General features: G+C 38.3%; 15 protein-coding genes. 4 read left to right on the top strand and 11 right to left on the bottom strand.

Annotated features, from left to right (window positions below; all coding sequences use genetic code 11):
• Window positions 1-271 precede the first annotated feature (271 nt).
• Window positions 272-2,245 carry a phospholipase D-like domain-containing protein gene (locus tag ACOJQI_RS02925; RefSeq protein ID WP_421383384.1) on the bottom strand — a complete coding sequence of 658 codons (1,974 nt, stop codon included), beginning with the start codon at window positions 2,243-2,245 and terminating at the stop codon, window positions 272-274.
• 239 nt (window positions 2,246-2,484) lie between these two features.
• Between ACOJQI_RS02925 and ACOJQI_RS02920 the strand changes: the two genes are divergently transcribed.
• Both ACOJQI_RS02920 and ACOJQI_RS02915 read left to right on the top strand, forming a co-directional pair.
• Window positions 2,485-3,255: an SDR family oxidoreductase gene (locus ACOJQI_RS02920; protein WP_421383382.1), complete on the top strand. Its 771-nt coding sequence runs from the start codon at window positions 2,485-2,487 to the stop codon at window positions 3,253-3,255.
• Window positions 3,256-3,570: 315 nt separating this feature from the next.
• Entirely contained in the window at window positions 3,571-4,365 is a 795-nt protein-coding gene (locus tag ACOJQI_RS02915) for a DUF2935 domain-containing protein (RefSeq protein WP_421383380.1), read from the top strand.
• Window positions 4,366-4,418: 53 nt separating this feature from the next.
• On the opposite strand, the gene ACOJQI_RS02910 is transcribed toward ACOJQI_RS02915, so the two are convergent.
• From ACOJQI_RS02910 to ACOJQI_RS02895, 4 genes are read right to left on the bottom strand one after another with little or no spacing between them, the layout of a single operon-like run.
• Window positions 4,419-4,865, bottom strand: a complete 447-nt coding sequence (locus tag ACOJQI_RS02910; RefSeq protein WP_421383378.1) for an NUDIX domain-containing protein — start codon at window positions 4,863-4,865, stop codon at window positions 4,419-4,421.
• Between the two features lie 40 nt (window positions 4,866-4,905).
• The gene (locus ACOJQI_RS02905) at window positions 4,906-5,262 is read right to left on the bottom strand and encodes a cell division protein FtsK (RefSeq protein ID WP_421383376.1); all 357 of its coding nucleotides are present in this window, start codon (window positions 5,260-5,262) and stop codon (window positions 4,906-4,908) included.
• 55 nt (window positions 5,263-5,317) lie between these two features.
• Window positions 5,318-5,704: a hypothetical protein gene (locus ACOJQI_RS02900; RefSeq protein WP_421383374.1), complete on the bottom strand. Its 387-nt coding sequence runs from the start codon at window positions 5,702-5,704 to the stop codon at window positions 5,318-5,320.
• A 17-nt stretch (window positions 5,705-5,721) separates the two neighbouring features.
• A complete protein-coding gene (locus tag ACOJQI_RS02895) occupies window positions 5,722-6,231 on the bottom strand; it encodes a hypothetical protein (RefSeq protein ID WP_421383372.1) in 510 nt (169 codons plus the stop codon).
• Between the two features lie 94 nt (window positions 6,232-6,325).
• Between ACOJQI_RS02895 and ACOJQI_RS02890 the strand changes: the two genes are divergently transcribed.
• Both ACOJQI_RS02890 and ACOJQI_RS02885 read left to right on the top strand, forming a co-directional pair.
• Window positions 6,326-9,475 (top strand): DUF3427 domain-containing protein, encoded by a 3,150-nt coding sequence (locus ACOJQI_RS02890; RefSeq protein WP_421383371.1) that lies wholly within the window; start codon window positions 6,326-6,328, stop codon window positions 9,473-9,475.
• 12 nt (window positions 9,476-9,487) lie between these two features.
• Window positions 9,488-10,465 carry an MBL fold metallo-hydrolase gene (locus tag ACOJQI_RS02885; RefSeq protein ID WP_421383369.1) on the top strand — a complete coding sequence of 326 codons (978 nt, stop codon included), beginning with the start codon at window positions 9,488-9,490 and terminating at the stop codon, window positions 10,463-10,465.
• Window positions 10,466-10,641: 176 nt separating this feature from the next.
• On the opposite strand, the gene ACOJQI_RS02880 is transcribed toward ACOJQI_RS02885, so the two are convergent.
• The 6 genes from ACOJQI_RS02880 to ACOJQI_RS02855 form a co-directional block, all read right to left on the bottom strand.
• Window positions 10,642-11,418, bottom strand: a complete 777-nt coding sequence (locus ACOJQI_RS02880) for a hypothetical protein (RefSeq protein ID WP_421383367.1) — start codon at window positions 11,416-11,418, stop codon at window positions 10,642-10,644.
• Between the two features lie 13 nt (window positions 11,419-11,431).
• The gene (locus ACOJQI_RS02875; protein WP_421383365.1) at window positions 11,432-11,869 is read right to left on the bottom strand and encodes a hypothetical protein; all 438 of its coding nucleotides are present in this window, start codon (window positions 11,867-11,869) and stop codon (window positions 11,432-11,434) included.
• A gap of 19 nt (window positions 11,870-11,888) precedes the next feature.
• Entirely contained in the window at window positions 11,889-12,713 is an 825-nt protein-coding gene (locus tag ACOJQI_RS02870) for a ParA family protein (RefSeq protein ID WP_421383363.1), read from the bottom strand.
• Window positions 12,714-12,911: 198 nt separating this feature from the next.
• Window positions 12,912-15,899, bottom strand: a complete 2,988-nt coding sequence (locus ACOJQI_RS02865; protein WP_421383361.1) for a type I restriction endonuclease subunit R — start codon at window positions 15,897-15,899, stop codon at window positions 12,912-12,914.
• A gap of 12 nt (window positions 15,900-15,911) precedes the next feature.
• A complete protein-coding gene (locus ACOJQI_RS02860) occupies window positions 15,912-17,198 on the bottom strand; it encodes a restriction endonuclease subunit S (protein ID WP_421383359.1) in 1,287 nt (428 codons plus the stop codon).
• Window positions 17,198-19,207 carry a type I restriction-modification system subunit M gene (locus ACOJQI_RS02855; protein WP_421383357.1) on the bottom strand — a complete coding sequence of 670 codons (2,010 nt, stop codon included), beginning with the start codon at window positions 19,205-19,207 and terminating at the stop codon, window positions 17,198-17,200. Before ACOJQI_RS02855 ends, ACOJQI_RS02860 begins: the two co-directional genes overlap by 1 nt.
• Window positions 19,208-19,367 lie beyond the last annotated feature (160 nt).

Raw genomic sequence — 19,367 nt, 5'->3', positions numbered from 1 at the left:
AATGACAGTAAAAATAGGTGAAATAAGGGAACTATTTACCGCTATTCCTTTAAAAATCATGAAAAATGGGGTGCTGAGCCAGGGATAAGGGGAAATTCTTCCCTTATTCATCGCTAACTCAGTCATTTTTGCAGTTTAAGGGTAATTTCTTCCCTTATTTATACATCACCTCGCGAATGAGGTCCTTAATTTCAAAAAAAAGCAGCTCAATTAAGGGTACAAATCGTGTGTTTGTACTCCAAAACTGAACTGCACTCCCAAGTAACGGATACTAGTTTACACTTCCACCTGCATTAATGTAGCGGGCATTAAATTCCTGAACAAATTGATTCACCACTTCCGCATCGTGGATGATCAACATGTTTTCATCATTCACATTATTGCCATTGTTGCTCCAATTGGTTGAACCGACAATCACGGTTGGGTCACTGGAAGTGTCGGCATCGATCAACATCGTCTTGCTGTGAAGTTTACGATCTTCATTAGCTTGATAGACCGGTGCCGGATTAGCCCAGCGGTTATTGGGATTATCTGTGCTTGCCTGGCTGCCGGTTCTGCCCGTCATTTCCACACTGGCACTCCACCATTGATTCCAGAAGCTTGGGTCGAATACCCCTCTCACCTCGAACCCCGTAGGCGTACCTTCCATATCATTGTAGGAACCTTCGTATTTATTTTTCAGCTCATCGACAAGTCCTTGGTCACTCCACGCAAAGATCGAGAAGTATGTATTGATGTCAGCTTCATTTTTCACCAAGTCTCTCATGCGGCCAAGCGCATCATCGCCAGTAGAGAAATACACTTCAACCGTTTTACCGCCTATATCAAATAGATGCTGCGTATTGTCTGCCTTGCCTGTTCCAAAGTTTGAAGCCATAGGATCTGGAGCCAATGTGTCACTTCCCCACATTTCGTTGAACTCTGTTTCATACGCCTTGGCAATGGCAGGCGCATGCAGTTCCACGACATGCTGTTGATTTCCATCGAGGACTCCATTTGCCATGTTTTCTTCCGTACCATAAAGCCCTGTTACAGTGAAATTCCAACTACCTGTAAAAACCCACGTGTCATCCACCACTGCAAACTTATTATGCATTTGGATACCTGGAGAATAATAATCTCCATCTGTTTTTTGCTCAGCATCTACAAAAAGATAGCCAGTTTGATTAGTACTTCCGATTGTAACGGTAACTTGCGGGAAATCACTTGGATCAGCAGGAAGCCCGTGTTCCGCTCGCAAGGCCGCATCCTCCACTGCCAGCATGGCGGAATCAGAAAAGACATGAACATCATCGTCAGTACCGACAACGCCATCTTTCCCCCGTACCATTTCCTCAATAAATAATCTCATTGTGTTAAAACGATCAGCATAATGGGGATCGGCAGCGTCCTTGGCATCCGCAATGACACGCACATCCACTCCTTCAGCTGCTTTGTTGATCAATGTATCCACCACCCGCGGCAAATTGATTTCGTAAGTGGCAAAATCAATGCTGGTCGTCGCTTGGTTGAGGCGCTCAATCAATCGGTCTTCCAGATTGACATTATAATTGGCGGAATTTCCCGCGGTGCCATATTCCGTAAACGCACACTTATTAAAGTAAACATTGATGGCATGCAGTTCATTAGAGACATTGTTCAGACTTTCCGTTGTATCGCCGCATACATTATCACCGGCACCACTGCCATTTACTGTCGAACTATTGGAAGGTGTACCATACCCGCCATCATAAACGGCTGTGGCAGTACCCCAATTCTCAGCAGTCGTTCCTGCTGCCATGGTGTCCACTCTTTCCATTGTCGACTTGGAATCATTATCACCACTATACCAGCTATCAACTGTATCCACTATCATTCCACTGGCATCACGCAATTCCAAAACCTCGCCGCTGTTGCCCAACGAGCCGCTGTAGATGAAATCAGCAGCCAGGCCGGCAACCGAATCGTCATCTGTCTTTTCCAGTAAAAAGAATCCGTTCGCTGGAATTTGCCCTTGCAGCTCAATAGCAGGCGACCCATCTTGGGCATTTAACGACCATCCACTCAGGTCAATGCTTTGTCCGGAGTTGTTATACAATTCGATCCACTCATCCGAATAACTGTATGTAGTGCCCATCCAAGCAATCTCGCTAAGCACCACCGTTCCAGCAGTCGCTGCGGTCGCTTTCTCTTCCTTTTCAAAAACAGGAATAAAAAATGAAAATACTAGAGCGAAAATCAATGAAATATTTAATGTCTTTGTCATTTCCCCAACCCCTTTAATGTTTTTAAAATTATGTACGACCCAAGTATACAGGTATCAAGGAGTGTATAACGTAAAGGTTTGTATTTTGTCTGTAAAACAATCGTAAAGAACTAGAGGTGTAGAGAGGTATGGTTCAAACGCAGGAGATATCAAGTATCTTCGGCTAACGTGCAGTATTAAAAACCCAAATTCTGAATATGACAATAAAGAGGAAATTCATTAGATTGGGAGTGTTTACTGTGAGGATATTAGTAACTGGTTCAACAGGACAACTTGGTTCGACTTTAATTAAGCAGCTTAAAGGTTCCGATCATAAAGTTAAAATAACATCTAGAAGAAAACCTGAAGGAATAGGACATTTCGAGTGGATTTATAGTGATTTATCGTCTGGTGAAGGATTAGAATCAGCAGTAAAAGATGTAGATGTCATTATACACGCAGCAACAAGTCCTATTAAAAATTCAAAAATGGTCGAAGTCTTAGGGTTTAAAGAGTTTTTAAGTAAAATGAACCACATAAAACATCTTATTTATCCGTCAATTGTCGGGATAGATGAAATACCATTTAGATATTATAAGCAAAAACATGAAGCAGAAGAATTGATAAAAAATTCTTCTATCCCTCATACGATTGTACGTGCCACTCAATTCCACAACTTTGTCGAAGATTTATTTATATCAAAACCACGCTTTAAAAGATATATTGTCCCTGGAAACTTTAAATTTCAAAGTGTTGATGTTAATGAATTTGCCAGTCATCTAATAGGTTTAGCGGAAAAAGAGCCCCAAGGAAGAGCCGAGGATTTTGGCGGACCAGATATTATGACATTAAAAGAAATGGCTGAACTGAAAATCAAAAAAAATAACGAATCAAATAAAGTTATAAGTATTTCGTTTCCAGGAAAACTCTACAAATCTATCTCTGATGGTAAAAACACAAATTCATTGCGGAAAATGGGGAAAATCACCTTTGGGGAATATCTAAGTAATAAGCTAGATGAAGTATTTTAAGCTCAGACTTCTAAGATCTTTTCGCATTACTCATCCCTTTAACTTACCGCTGGAAGAGATCTTCTATTATGAGGGAAAAGATCCCGATTTTTGGCACTGAGTTCTCCTGTGAAATTGATTCAGTAGGCAAAGAAGTCGGACGGAGGGCAGGTTCCTTGTCCCTTCAAACTTGTTCCTTGATATGGGACAGTGTACCTGTCCTTCTGTCCCCTACAAGTATCCATTTTTTGGAGGGAGCCAGATTTTCTATTAGAATGAGACAATCTTTCTACACGTATATATTTAAATGAAATATTCGTAAAGAAGGAGGATTGTATGACAAATCCATTCGTTGTAAGGTCGTTGGATGAAATTCGATTCTGGTCGAGGATCATGAAGGAACATGCCTTATTCTTAAGTTTGGGCTTCACTTATGAGCAGGCACAGCTGATTGAAGAAGCTAAAAGGTTCATTACTATTTTTGAAAGGATAGAGGAAAAATTATCAAGGTTCACGATAAATTCTGATTTGCGTGAGGTTCAAGCATTCAACAGCGAAGTTTACCAAGCGGCAGCAGCCATATGGAGCTATAAACGAAAGGTCTTAGATTTAACACTAAGATGTGAAATCCGTCATAACAATTTCCCGCTGTTAATTGATCACATTAGCAGAGAAGCAGCTTACTTCGCTAATCGACTAAAGGAGTTAAATGAAGGAAGGCTGGCGCCTACACCGGATGATGTGATTCAGGAAAATGTATTCTTTTTGAAAATTATGGCGGACCATGCCAAGTTCATCGGTCACCTTCTGGATCCATCAGAAAGACAGTTAGTGGAACAGGCAAGAGAATTCAGCCATGATTTTGACCAGCTGATGTTTCAAGCGGTGGATCTAGACTCTATGCGTCATCAATCAGAGACTGTACCTATTTTGGATCAGTTCCTGGATCAAAACAGAGTTTCAGTCGTTTCGTTAAGGGACTTTAAGAAAACAGCAAGAGAATTAATTGAAGCCTGCCGTATTAAAAGCAATATTCATCCCCTTTTAGCTGACCATACCTTTAGAGAGGCTGAGAGATTTCTGCAAATTATTGATTTATTCGAAGCAAACCTTCAAGAGAATAAAAAATGAGTTACTCCTATTTCGGGACAGAGGGACAGGTGAACTGTCCCTCCTGTCCCATATTAAATAAATTCAAATATCCTTATATCAACCGAATCTAAGTAACCTAATTCTTCTTTCAGATCCCAGAGTCTTATTTCAGTAGTTTCATTATTTTCTATAAAAGGTTGCAGCTTTTCCATTTCTGTAAAATAAACCGGGTTATATCTAACTTCGCCACTTATTGTTCTTTTTGACTTTAATAACCCCTTAAATTCTATATCGCTCACTATTTGTCCCGTTTCCTCATATAACTCTCTAATCGCACATTCCTTTGGAGTTTCATCACCTTCTCTACGTCCAGCTGGCAGTTCCCATTGTTTGCGCCATTTGTTGTAACACATAAGATATTTACCTTCACACTTAATCACTGCAAAGGAACCAGCCAGTGGCTGATATTTTAATATATCTTCTTCATCCATACTAATGAAATCAAGAAATTCAATCCCATTGTTCTTAGTTAAATTCAAATGGTTTCCTCCTCGAACAGGTGTCACTTGATATACGATCTTAATTCAGAATATGAACCGCTCCAACAATATACATATATAATCCTGTGAGAGATAGAATAGCCCCCAATATAAATGTCCAAGGATTGTCTTCTTTTTCTTTATCAAATGTCCCAATTGTAAGTATGGTTACTGTCAAAGTTACTACTGGAAAAATGACATATTGTGGTCCAAATGCGAATGAAATTCCACCAAACATTAAGACAATAAGTCCATAAGGATTAGCTTTCTTGATGTTATCAATATATTCTTTCTCAGAAGTCGAAAAATCATCATCCTCATAATAATAAAACACTTGTTTGAGTCTATTTAGGAGAGTAACTATCTTTTTAAATAAGCCCATATCGCCCTGGTTCAATTCCTTCCTTTTTTCAGTAGCCCTGAGAAAGGGTGTGGCCTGACCCCAGGTTCGTTTACACCTTCAAATACTTAGAATTAACCCTTACCCTTTCGCCCAAATAATGCTGCCTCCAATAGTAGTTATCTCTTAATCTATTTTGGCACTGAGCTGTAAACTCGTCTCTTACTTCTGGATTCTCAAATATGAAGTAGTCACGATTCTTTTGGGTGCTCAACATACTCATAAAAGAAAAACCGTATGTAGCATAATTCTTTATTCCTGAACTCTTTCTTGGAATAAACATCATGATTTCTTTAATAGTGAACACTTTGCGCGGATCTAATTCGCTCTTTTCTACTTCCATCAAAAAACGTAAAAACAACTTATCCGCATTAGCCCTGTTATCAATATTCGTTGTAGAAAATAGTTTGTATTCTGATTCCCAATCTAAAGCTGCCATTGTAATCCCCCTATTTATTAATACTTCCCTATCCACCTAATCAACTTCGTTTTACTAGGGTCATACCACTGAGAACACAGCAAATACTTCTTTCCTTGAATTGTAATAGGCTTAGCATAATACCGATTGCGCCCAGTATGATCCTTTTTTAGCTCATCAACCTTACCCATGTCCGTTATTTCCTTAAGCAAAGGGAAGTTCAGGTCAAAAGTGTCTTTGGAGTACCTTTTGTTCTTCAAATTCTCTATCACAGATTGCGGAACACGTCCACTTTCCAGAAGATTTTTCAAATCCGTTTTGGCGATAGCCCCTACCTTCTTCTCACTAACAGGCTCAACTTCCACCACTCCCGTCACGGCAACCTCTTCTTTAGCTCGATTATATTCTTCGTACCTGCGGGCTTTCCGGTTTAACCGCTTCAGCAGCCTCTTCTTTTCCTCTATCTTTTCTTCCAGCTCCAACAGTTCTTTCTGTCTTAGGCTGATGGTTGTTTCAAGGTTTGAGAGTTCTAAGAATTTCTTAATCATTGGGACCTCCTATATTCGCTCGCACGATTCCAGTTATATCTATGTTATTATAATTATACCAAATAAACCCATATATTAGGAAAGGATCCCCAACATGCTTAAACAAGGAATCTATGAAGAAATCATTACGAAGAAGCTTCAGGACGAGCTGTCTGGCTCCGACTTGGATTTTGATATCGGCAAGTCCCCTCTGGATGTGGAGGAAGCGCGGAAAGTCCTTTCTTCTTACATCAGTTCGGTAACGAGGAATGCTCTGAAAGCTGTTCGCGATGAGGAGCGGAATGATCAGCAGGCTCTCCTGAGACAGATCGAGACCTGCAATGAAATCATCACCATTCTTAGCCAGCGATTGGACCGCCAGGAGTTTGAACGACTGAAGATTGCCGAAGAAGGCGAAGTCCTGACACATATCTACTCCAAGATGAACTCCATCCGGAGCATCGGGAATCAGGAAGTCATCCGTCCCGTGACACCCATTTCTGAGAGCTCCTTATTCACCGGCTCCAGCTACGAGCCGAACATGCTTGGTGAACTGAAGAAGGAAATCGTCTCTTCTGATTCTATCGATATGCTCGTTTCCTTCATCAAGTGGAGCGGGCTGCGGATCATTTTAGAAGAATTGAAGACATTCACGGAGGGTGGCGGCAGGCTCCGGGTCATCACGACCTCCTACATGGAGGCGACGGATTATAAGGCGATCCAGGAGTTGAGCAAGCTTCCCAACACCGAAATCCGGATTTCCTATGATGTGCAGCGGACAAGACTGCATGCCAAGGCCTATCTTTTTAAAAGAGAGACCGGCTTCAGTACGGCTTATATCGGCTCTTCCAATCTCTCCAACCCCGCTCTAACTTCCGGGCTCGAATGGAATGTGAAGGTAACCGAGAAGGATTCATTTGATGTTCTCAAAAAATGTGAGGCCACCTTTGAAAGCTACTGGAATGACAAGGAGTTCAAAGCGTTTAACGGAGAAAATGAGGAAGACAACCTAACGCTCAAGCTGGCTTTGGAAAAAAGCAAAGTCGCTGAGGAATCGGTTCAGTACCTCTTTGACATCCAGCCTTACTACTATCAAAAAGAAATCCTGGAAAAGCTACAGGCAGAACGGGAAGTTCATCACCGCTATAAAAATTTGTTGGTCGCCGCAACAGGTGTTGGAAAAACGGTTATCTCTGCCTTTGACTACAAACGCTTCAGGAAAGCAAACGGCGGGAAGGCAAAGCTTCTATTCGTTGCTCACCGGGAAGAAATTTTAAAACAAAGCCTGAACACCTTCCGCGCGATTTTACGGGAACCGAACTTCGGAGACTTGCTTGTTGGTTCACACAAGCCGACTTCTCTCGATCACTTATTTATCAGTATCGATAGCTTTAACAGCAAGGAGCTTCATCAGCATACCGAAAGCGGCTTCTACGACTTTATTATTGTCGATGAGTTCCACCATGCCGCCGCTGAATCTTATCAAAAGCTGCTGAACCATTATCAGCCGCAGATTCTCCTGGGACTGACCGCTACCCCTGAGAGGATGGATGGTAAAAGTGTTCTTTCTTATTTTGATGACCACATCGCAGCCGAAATGCGGTTAACCGAAGCGGTCAATCAAAAGCTGTTAAGCCCTTTTCAGTACTTCTGTGTCACCGATACCGTCGATCTCTCAAACCTGAAATGGTCGAGAGGCGGTTACGATACCAAGCAATTAGAAAATGTCTATACGTCCAATCACCTTAGAAGCTCACAGATCGTCCAAAGCGTCCAGAAGTATGTCACGGATATCAGCGATGTAAAAGGACTGGGCTTCTGCGTATCGATTGCACATGCGCAGTACATGGCCGATTTCTTTAACAAATCCGGCATCCCTTCCATCGCATTGCATGGAGGAACCGACCGTAAATCCCGTCTGGAAGCTCAACAGTTGCTCGTCTCAGGAGAAATCAAGTTCATCTTCGTCGTCGACTTATATAATGAAGGAATCGACATCCCGGAAATCAACACCGTGCTGTTCCTGCGGCCAACGGAAAGTTTAACCGTCTTCCTGCAGCAGCTCGGACGCGGTCTTCGTCTATCAGAGGACAAAGAATGCCTGACCGTCCTGGATTTCGTTGGACAAGCCCACCGCAACTATTCGTATGAAGAAAAACTGAGAGCCCTGATCGGCAAATCCAAGCACTCCGTCCAGTACTATGTCGAAAACGGATTCTTCAACCTGCCAAAAGGCTGCTTCGTCCAGCTGGAAAAACAAGCGAAGGAATACATCCTGCGGAACATCAAGGCCGGGGCCAACACCAAAGCAAACCTGGTAGCCAAACTAAGAACCTTTGAGCACGATACCGGAAAATCTGTTACCTTGAAAAACTTCCTGGAGCGCTATCACCTGGATCTCTATGACTTTTACGGAGGAAATAAAAATAGAAGTTATTCCCGCTTGTTAGTGGACGCGGGACTTGCAGAGGGTTTCACCTATGAAGGAGAACAGTGGCTTACAAGCCGCCTGCCGAACCTCTTTCATCTCAACTCAAGAAAGCTGCTGGAGTTTTTAATAGAGTATATGGAAACAAGTGAAGCGAACGGGAAAGAAGAAGAACTGATGCTGAACATGTTCTATTACTCCTTTTATCAAGCCCATCCTGAAAAAGAAGGACTCTCTTCTATAAAAGAAGGATTTGAACAAGTGTTGAAGCATCCTCTGTTTAAAGAGGAAATCAAACAAATTATAGAGGTTCTATATGACTCTTTAGAAACGATTGAGCTGAAGCCGAACTTCGCCTTCCCTTGCCCGCTCCAAGTCCACAGCCGCTACTCAACTGCTCAAGTGCTGGCTGGATTTGACTACAACAACGAAGAGCAAAGCCCGGCGTTCCGGGAAGGAGTCAAGTACTTCAAGGACAAGAACCTGGACATCTTTTTCATCACCCTGAACAAATCAGAAAAAGACTTCTCGCCATCAACACTTTACGAGGACTATGCCATAAACGAAAAGCTGTTCCACTGGCAAACCCAAAGTAAAGTCAGCGAAGAAAGCCCAACCGGCCAGCGATACATCCATCACCGCCAGACCGGAAACAAGATAGCCCTGTTTGTCAGAGAATACAAAAAAGAGAAAGGCAGTATTCCTTCACCTTTCATCTTTCTTGGGACAGCCAATTATATTAAGCACTCTGGGAACAAACCCATGAGTTTTGTCTGGGAGCTTGAGGAAAAGATGCCTTCTTATTTGGTGCCTCGGGCTAATAAAAATATATTATAAAGGGGAAACCGTATGGAATTAACAATGTTCTTAGTTAAGAAAGGTGATTCTTTTTTGTTAAAAGACAAGGACTTTCACCTACTAGTAGATGGAGGAATTAAGGAGAGTGATGCAGTCGGTAATGTTACAGCTGTTACTAATAATATAGATGTTATGATATGTACTCACTATGACAGTGACCATATCCGAGGACTTCTAGGGCTTATCAAACATGCTCTGTCATCAAAAAAATTTTTCATTAAAGAAATCTGGCTCCCAGAGATATTTGGAAGAATCTCAGTATCAAAGGCAAAAGGGTTAATAATTGAGAATATTAACAGAAATGATTCTATTAAAGTTGAAGATGAGGACGGTAAGCTTGTAACACTTACTTCAAAAATTAATGTTGATATAGCAGTTCGACTTATACATGAAATAGTGACCTTAAGCTACCATTTACAGTCCGCGAGAAAAACAAAAATTCGTTGGTTTTCATTCACAAATAATGTTGTTAACAAGTCAGTAGGAAACAATACTTTCGGAATAAACTGTAAAGAACTTAAAAGAAAAATCGTTCCTTACAATAATTCTAGAGGGTTAATATTACATCTTACAAAGATTAACCAAGAGAGTCTAGTGTTCCGGTATAATGATATTGGGAAACCTAATGTACTTTTCACCGCTGACACAGCCTTTACTTTTATTCAACCAGGGCAGATAGTTCCTATAACAGATTCAAAATCTGTTGTTACAACTCCCCATCATGGATCAAGTGCCAAGGAACATAGAAAGGTTTACGCACATTTAAATTCACACTATCATGATTTCATTTTTATTAGAAGTAGTGAGCTCCATCGAAGTCGTCCCTGTCCTGAATATAATTCACATCCAGTAACCAAAAGGTTTTGCACTAGATGTAATACTTCAAAAATCACTGGAACTGTTAGGCTAATATTTAATGGTTCGCAGTGGGTCCCTGTCAATAGAGGTATTGCTTGCAATTGCATCTAAGCCTATGGCACATGTCAAATTAAGTACTAGATTCGTAGACTCTAGGTAGGCAGGTTCAAGGGAGGGACTTCCTAATGGTAGTCCCCACTTCTGACTAAGATATTTCGGAAACAAAAAACTCTTTTATAAGTACCATTTCTTCCAACAGTTAACTCTACTAAATACAATTTCAATCTCTATACTTTAGATTCGAAGTAATCCTGAATTAAATCCAAGGAATTTTCACCGTTTAACATAGATTCAAACTCTAGTAAATCTCGTTTCTTAATCTCAACCTGCTCTTCAATTAAATTAAATGAAAAGTAAAAAATAACTTGAATAATACAATCTACAACTACTTCCAGCTGTGATAAATGCGACTGAATCGCATCTTCATTAAATTTCATATAGTCGGAGAGATATTTATGTGGTGTAAAGTTTTCTTTTGTGTTCACATGAACAATACTAGAGAAGTTTGAATATAATTCATATAAGCAACAGTATAATCCTTCCACTGGTGTCCCACTATAATAATCAATTACAAATCTAGTAAGTCTCCCTATCTTATGAGTATCCTGCATACTTTTTAATTCACGTAGGGACTCTGTTACAGAGAAAAGACCTTGTTTCTTATTTTCCTTGTATTCAATATACCTACTTATAGCTAACGACAACCTAAAAAAGGATTCTATAGCGGAACGTAAAATTTGTTTTGAAGCATTGATATAGTTTACATTTGCTAAATCATAACTAATAATTAAATTGTTCTTACATTCGTTAAAAAAATTTTCAACTTTACTACGTTTATCAAGATTAGTCACAGGGCTTGTAAAAGTTGTATACAAAAATATTTTCTTATATATTTTCACTAACTCGTCTCTCAAGTCTGTATTAGTAAAAAGATCTCTTTCACTTAACAACTTCTCATAGTGTTCAAAGTCCTGTTGCCAACTAGGCTTTATATCTTCAAACATTTTATCAACTCGCTTAAGATTCTATTATAGAGCGCCAGCCCTCAATTACTTTTTTATTGCCATTCTTTTGCTTCTTATTATCACCGCTCGGTGTTTTTTTTGAAGTCTCATTTTGGATATTACCTTCAAATTCCTCATTATATTTAGTAGATAAGAATTCTTGTATGTTCTGTTCTAATTGTAAAAAATGATCTTGGTTTTTCATTTTATAATCCCTAAGATCCTTTATAATACGCGCATAGAGCGCCGGTCTAGAATCAAATAAGTAGTCTTTATAACTCTCTAGAAGTATTTCGGTTGTAAATTCTTTCAAGTCTTTATTTTTTTCAAAATGGAGCCTATCTAGTATAATCTCACTTAGTACAGCTACACTAAGAAATAGAAGATTTTCTATCACTTCCTCATTAGTATCCTTACTATTAATCTCTAAAAAATCTCTAATGTAGTTCATATTGACACCTCTCTTTATGTCAAATTGCCTTTCTAACAAACTCGTCACAAAGTTCTATTATTTCCTCTTTCGAATATTCCATATCATACATTAAAGTAGATAATCTTCCAGTACGGACTCTTTCATACTCTGATAATTTATTACTAAAATGTGGTTCTTCCTCAAAAGACTCTTGAATCGCTATTCTTCCATGTCTATCTTCCTTACATAAAGTAAAGACTATGCCTATATTTGAAATATCATGCCCTTTTAATGCATAATCTTTACCCATTATTTTGTGTAGTAAAGAATATCCCAGTGTGGAAAATACGTCAGGTGCTATCGGAACCAAATAGAAATTTGATGCCAGTAGTGCAGCTTGTGAATAAATTGAGTACGTGGCAGGAGTATCTATTAGGATATAATCTAAATCATAATTTTGGAGGATATTCTCTTCTATAAAACTCGCAAGAATCTTTTCAGCCCCTCGGCGACTTGATTCATAATCGATAAGTTCTAAATCTCCCGGAATTAAATAAAGTTGTTTTTCATTAGTAGTCCTATGTAGTTGAATCACTAAATCTTCGTGAGTATAAGCCTGGGCTTCCATTGCTACACCGCTACCCCTATTTTCCATTACGACACTAGCAATAGTTTTTCTCTCTTTCCGTAACTTTTCATACTCGTTTATTGATTTAAATTTTGTAAACAATGCTTGTGTGGCATTAAATTGGGGGTCCATATCAATCACTAAAACATTTTTATTAAAATGTCTTACTAATGTATCTGCAATATTAATAGTAGTTGTTGTTTTACCAACACCACCCTTCATATTAATAAACGAAATAACTTTTGTATTTCCCATTTCTTTTTAGCCTCCATTGTTTTAGAATATATATGTATTTTATTACACTTAGAAAATATTGTAACCCTTAATATTATTTGAATTTTTGTTTGTTAGTCGAAATCCTCCCTTGTAAAAGGCAGGGCCTGCCCCTCGGTACGTTAAACGTCAGTGTCCTGGGGGCAGGCCCTAATTCTGATATTAATGAATTGTTCGGAATTAAGAAATATTCAATTCAGTATATACTTCTTCAAACATATCATCCATAATAAACGATCTAAATTCACTGTTTTCAAGCATTTTCATAAAGAACTTTTCGTTTTGTCCCATTCTGGAAATAACAAAGTCCATAAACGCCTTTTCATAAGAGAATTTAAAGTTATCTTTCGTGTTGTTACGAGCTTTACTTGCTAAATCTTCATTATTGATTATGTCTTCTTTGATTTGGTCTCTTGAAAGCTTATCGGTATCTGTAAATTCCGTACCAAACCTCTCATTCAACCGGTCAATGATAGAGGATAGCCTTTCTTTCTCTTCTTCTTTTCCCCCGCCTTTTCCGTGTTTTGTACCACGTAGTTCTGCTCCACCTTCCACACTCAGTGCGATACTACCCTCAAATACTTTCTCATTACGGTAATATTGTAAGGCAACATCATCTGCCAAATAAACGTCATCAGTTGTTCGCCTCGGAAGTTTCTTTAATAGGTAGTTTAAGTAAACGAACAGCTTATGAAGTTCTACATCACCAAATGGGGCAATCTGCAATATAAAGGAATACGTTCGGATAAATTTAGTGGAAGCTCCTTTAAAGTCTTCCTGTTGTTCTTTCTCAATTTGATTATTAAAACGTTCAACAGCTTTATCAAGTATGGCATTAAGCTTTTCTTGTGTTTTAGCTGTCTTCTTTTTCCCGTTAAATTCTAATTTACAAACTTCCTCTACCTCTTCTTTTGTATACACTTGACATGCATCTAACTCTCGCTCTAAGTCATACAGTACATTTGGATCAGTGGTGCTTTCTAATCCAGTTACTTCGTAGTAGGGCTGAAAAGCCTCTTGGATTTCCTCCGCATCATTTACAAAATCAAGCACAAAGGTATCATTTTTACCCTTACACGTTCTATTTAACCTTGATAATGTCTGTACTGCCTTTATGCCTGATAACGGCTTGTCTACGTACATTGTATGTAGCAAGGGTTCGTCAAAGCCAGTCTGATATTTTTCTGCGACTAACAGCACCTGGTATTCATCTGAATGAAACTTATCTGGAAGTTCCTTTTCACTAAATTTATTCATATCTGGTTCTGTATAGGAGATTCCATTATCTTCAACCGTACCGCTGAAAGCGACCACTGCTTTCATATCATGATAGCCTTTTGATTTGATATATTTATCGAAGGCATGTTTGTATCTCACCGCATGAAGACGACTTCCTGTCACAACCATCGCCTTCGCTCTTCCACCAATCTTATACCTTGTTACAGAGCGATAATGCTCTATAATAATTTCTGTCTTCTGAGCAATGTTATGTGGATGTAGGGATACATACTTGGCAATTTGTTTTGTAGCTTTACTTTTCACCACTTCTGGATCATCTTCCACGCTCTTCGCTACTTTGTAGTAGGTTTTATATGTGGTGTAATTCTTTAGTACATCAATAATAAAGCCTTCTTCTATCGCTTGTCGCATAGAGTAGACATGGAATGGATGCGGTTTTCCTTCTGCATCATATGTACCGAATTTTTCAATGGTTTTTGCTTTCGGAGTTGCGGTAAATGCAAAAAATGAAATGTTATCTTGGCGGCCACTTTTTGCTATTATTTCAGCAATCTTTTCTTCCATATCTCCCAATTCTTCTTCTGCAATACGATCAACTTCAATCGCTTCTTCCAAAGACTTATCAGACAAAATATTTGTCATTGCCTTGGAAGCCTTTCCGCCTTGACTACTATGAGCTTCATCAATAATGATTGCATACTTACCTTTTGCAAAGTCCCCTACCTTTTCCATTATGAAAGGAAACTTTTGAAGTGTAGTTATGATAATTCTTGTCCCGCTTGATATGGCATTCGCTAATTGTGATGAATCCTTATCAATCTTCTCTACCATACCGGCTTTATGTTCAAGTTGATAAACAGCATCTTGTAACTGCTTATCGAGAACCCTGCGATCAGTAATAACAATCACACTATTAAACATCGCTTCATCATCTTGATTGTGCAGCTTTGCTAAACGGTGAGCTAACCAAGATATGCTATTCGTTTTCCCACTGCCGGCACTATGCTGAATCAAATAATTCTGTCCTACACCTTTACCCGTTACATCATCTTCAATCTTTCTTACTACATCCAATTGATGATAACGTGGAAAAATAACTGTTTCCTTTTTATCAATAATTTCTCCAGTGCTATCAAGTATATCTTCTTGATTGACATAGACAAAACGAAAGAGAATGTCCAAAAGACTGTCTCTTTGTAAGACATCTTTCCACAAATACGATGTCTTATAATCGTTATAGACAATAGGATTGCCTTTTCCCCCTTCATTTCCCTTGTTAAAAGGTAAGAAAAAGGTCTTTTCTCCATTCAATTGTGTTGTCATGTAAACCTCGTCCGTATCCACGGCATAAAAGACAATAGCACGTTTTTTAAATTCGAAGAGAAGCTCTCTTGGATCTCGATCATTCCGATACTGCTTTTTTGAGTCTTCCACTGTTTGACCCGTTAATTGGTTTTTCAATTCTAATACAGCGATGGGGAGTCCATTAAGCGAAACCATCATATCAATGCTGTTGTTATTCTTACTGCTGTAAAACACTTGTCTACTAACAGTAAAGATGTTTCGCTCATATTGTTCAATAAGAGTTCTATTCATGGTGCTGACAGGTTTATTAAAGGCAAGTTTCAGTGTCACACCATAGTCTTTAATACCATGCCTGAGAACATCAATTGTACCACGCTTTCCAAGCTCCTTATGCAGACGGTCAATGATTTTAGCCTTGTACTGTTCCTTATACACCTTTTGTAACTGTTCTAGGGCTTTTTCTTGCGTTACTTCTAAAAATTGAAAAAGCACTTCTACATCTATTGCATACTTCTTAAATGAAGCTAATGCTTGACCCGTTAGTTTTCGCTCTGAAAAACCAGATTGTATCAAACTTTCCTCAATATTTTCTTCAAACCCTCTTTCACTGTAATCAATCGCCACAAGTCTCCCTCCTTAGTTTGTCACTTTTTGATAATCCCGCACATCAATTTTTCCTGTGACAGCTTCGTAGATGAGAGATTGGCGGTATTCTTTTAACTTTTCTATTTGTTGTTTTATCTCTAAAATTAATTTATCAATGTCGGATATTTTGGTATCAAGGTATTTTACAATATCTTGCTGTTCTTGAACTTTTGGTACTGCCCATATTTCATTTTCAATATCAGTTCCCACAATACTTGGTAAGGCTGTCTGTGTCATGTATACATCCCAAGGGAAAACAATAAACATATAATAAAACCATTTTGAATTCATCCCTTTATAGAACTTTGTAAAATACATGGTATCAACTGCCCAAAATCTCCCCTCTACGAATATTGGCTTTCCAATTGTACCCTTACGACCAAACAAAACAGATTTACCTTCATATAAAAACTCATCTGTCTTTTTAAAAACCCCGCCTGACCCATAAACGTCAACACCAATTGGTTCCTCAATACTTATTTCATTCTTTATTTCTTTTCCATTTAATACTTTTAAACATCTTTTTAGCTTAGTTATTTCCCAATGCTCTGGTACCTCCCCAATCCATTGTACACCTGAATTTTTATATTTCACATCAGGATTTAACCCTTTGGTCACTGCTTCAGTAATAATCGCTTGACGTTTTTCTTCGAGCAGGTCGATGAGCTTTTGTTTGTCTCCTATGAGTGTTTCGACATCAGAAGTTTTATGTTCAAGGAATTCTGATATTTGATTTTGTATCTTTCTAGATGGTAGTGGCATTTTAAAATCTAAAATATCCTTTAATGACAAACTTGCCTGGTTAGCTGTACCATGTGCAAATAAGTCCAGATACTTTCTATATGAATGACTATTCAAAAAATAGAACAAAAAATTATTTGTTATATCTTTAGACTTACAACGAAGAATTACAGCGTTTTGATTAAGTAAAGCGCCCTCATATTTCTTTTGTACCTTTCCGATTTGTCCAACGGCGGAATTTGTTACTTCTACTTTACTACCAACTGTACTCATTAAAATATCATTTTTCTTCACACGAACATTTTTATATTCATGTTCGAATCTTTCATCAATAAATATATCACTATCTTGTATTTTGCCATTCTTTATATCAGTAGTTTTTATTATTGGTACACCTTTATCCCCAAATAATTGGGATTTAAAAGCATAGCCCTTGATAGTCTCAACTAAATATTTTAACTTTTTTTCAGACCAATCTTCAGGAACTCTCTCATACCAATTTATATCTGCACTATTTTGAAATTCATTTAGTACCACTACACCATCACCTTTTTCAATTTCTCTAAGATGTCCTTCTCTAACTCTTTAATTTCTTCCTTGATTTCCTCCGAGCTTCGTAATGCAGTATATTCATAAAAGTGACGAGTAAAGGGAATTTCATAACCGATCTTAGTTTTTGCGTCATCTATCCAAGCATCAGGTAAGTGAGGCTTTACGTCCCGTTCAAAGTATTCATGAATATCCTCTTTTAATGGTACATTCTCTGTATCACGTAAATCTGCATCTGGTTCAGATTTCCCTTTACTATCTGTACATATATCAGCAGTTTCATCTTTCTCTGATAGAGCATTTAAGATTGCTTTTAGTAAGGTAGCGTTTATCGTTAAATCAAGTTCCTTAAACAACTTCTTTAGAATTTTGGTGAATTCAGTTCTATTTTTATAGATTTTCTCATCTTTTATTGACATTAGTGCGTTAATAATCTTTTCCTGTTGCTGTTTTCCTTGTTCTATTTCTTGGATACCCGATTCGCCCTTTTTCTTGGATTTTGCTAAGTTTATAAAGGCAGTTTGATTATAAAGCTCTTGTATACGAACCTCGTCAATTTTAAAATTTAGGCGTAGAGGCCGTTCTACTGTAATCTTCTGATAACCGAAGTCTTCATTTTCAAATATTTTCACTTTTTCATTATCAGAGAAATCACCATAAAGTTGAACAATTTCTTCAAGGTGCTTATCTGAAAGTTCTTTCCTCTTACTTCCCATGTTTTTTTTCATTTTTCGCCAGAAATCCACTGCATTTACAAGTTGTATCTTGCCTTTACGCACTGAACTTTTGTGGTTTGTTAAAATCCATATATATGTAGAAATTCCAGTATTGTAGAATAAATCAGTTGGCATGCCCACAATTCCTTCAACTAAATCATTCTCAATTAGATAACGACGAATCTCGCTTTCCCCACTGCCTGCATCCCCTGTGAAAAGAGGTGATCCGTTCATAATGATTGCAATTCGCGAGCCTTTTGGATTATCTTCTGAAACAGTCTTCATCTTCGATACAAGATGCTGTAGGAATAGTAGTTGTCCATCTGAAATACGTGGCAATCCTGCTCCGAAGCGGCCGTTAAAACCTAAGTTTTCATATTCTGCTTTTACAGCCTTTTCCGCAGGCTTCCACTCTACTCCATAAGGTGGGTTTGTAATTAAATAATCGAATTTCATTTCAGAAAAAGCATCATTGGATAACGTATTTCCGAAGCGAATATTCCTTGCCTCTTCCCCTTTAATTAAAATATCAGCTTTACAGATTGCGTATGATTCTTCATTAATCTCTTGTGCAAAAAATTCTAAATCTGCTGTTGGATTCAACTCCTGTAAATATTCCTGTGCAACAGAACCCATTCCACCCGTACCCGCACAAGAATCATACAAAGTTTGCGTAATACCCTGTTTTGTCAGTATGTCTTCATCTTCAAGAAACAGCAGATTGACCATAAGACGTACTACTTCTCTTGGTGTATAGTGATCACCTGCTTCGGCATCCTCGGAGAACCTACGAATCAATTCTTCAAATATATATCCCATCTCAACATTAGAGACTACTTCTGGATGCAAATCAATCTCACTAAATCGTTTCACAACAAGATATAGTAGGTCATTCCGCTCCATTTTTTCTATTTGCGTATCGAAATTAAAATAATCAATTATATCCCTTGCTGTTTTAGAGAAGCCGTTAATATAGTCACGCAAGTTGTCAGCGATATTGTCAGCATCACTTAACAGCTTCGAAAAATCGTATTTACTTATATTGCTAAACTTTTGCTGCGCTACCCGATTTAAGATTTCATCTCTTGATTCTTCGGGGAGATTCTTGAATTGTTCATGCTTTTCCAGCACTTCATCTTTGGTGTCTTCAAGAACACAATCAAATCTTCGAAGGACTGCCATTGGGAGTACGACTTTTCCATAGTCTTCTGGCTTATATGGCCCCCTTAAAATCTCAGCAATTGTCCATATAAAATTGACTTTATCATTAAAATTAATCATCGTTAGTTCTCCTTTACTCATCGCATTCTATCTTTTTCCATTTTAACAAAATCATTAAATTGATGATACTGGTCTTCTTTCTATTTCCTTTTCTTACCTGTTAACAAATGAAGCTGCCTACTCTATATCAATCTTATTAGCAATAATTCACTACATGCTG

The organism is Bacillus salacetis (assembly GCF_049177075.1).
Taxonomy (GTDB): domain Bacteria; phylum Bacillota; class Bacilli; order Bacillales; family Bacillaceae_B; genus Rossellomorea; species Rossellomorea salacetis_A.
This window is presented reverse-complemented; position numbering and strand designations above follow the sequence as displayed.

What these genes read in the sequence shown, in the direction of transcription:
- ACOJQI_RS02925 (WP_421383384.1), bottom strand. Translation starts at nt 2,245, where the DNA reads ATGACAAAGACATTAAATATTTCATTGATTTTCGCTCTAGTATTTTCA.
- ACOJQI_RS02915 (WP_421383380.1), top strand. Translation starts at nt 3,571, where the DNA reads ATGACAAATCCATTCGTTGTAAGGTCGTTGGATGAAATTCGATTCTGG.
- ACOJQI_RS02900 (WP_421383374.1), bottom strand. Translation starts at nt 5,704, where the DNA reads ATGGCAGCTTTAGATTGGGAATCAGAATACAAACTATTTTCTACAACG.
- ACOJQI_RS02895 (WP_421383372.1), bottom strand. Translation starts at nt 6,231, where the DNA reads ATGATTAAGAAATTCTTAGAACTCTCAAACCTTGAAACAACCATCAGC.
- ACOJQI_RS02890 (WP_421383371.1), top strand. Translation starts at nt 6,326, where the DNA reads ATGCTTAAACAAGGAATCTATGAAGAAATCATTACGAAGAAGCTTCAG.
- ACOJQI_RS02885 (WP_421383369.1), top strand. Translation starts at nt 9,488, where the DNA reads ATGGAATTAACAATGTTCTTAGTTAAGAAAGGTGATTCTTTTTTGTTA.
- ACOJQI_RS02880 (WP_421383367.1), bottom strand. Translation starts at nt 11,418, where the DNA reads ATGTTTGAAGATATAAAGCCTAGTTGGCAACAGGACTTTGAACACTAT.
- ACOJQI_RS02875 (WP_421383365.1), bottom strand. Translation starts at nt 11,869, where the DNA reads ATGAACTACATTAGAGATTTTTTAGAGATTAATAGTAAGGATACTAAT.
- ACOJQI_RS02870 (WP_421383363.1), bottom strand. Translation starts at nt 12,713, where the DNA reads ATGGGAAATACAAAAGTTATTTCGTTTATTAATATGAAGGGTGGTGTT.
- ACOJQI_RS02855 (WP_421383357.1), bottom strand. Translation starts at nt 19,207, where the DNA reads ATGATTAATTTTAATGATAAAGTCAATTTTATATGGACAATTGCTGAG.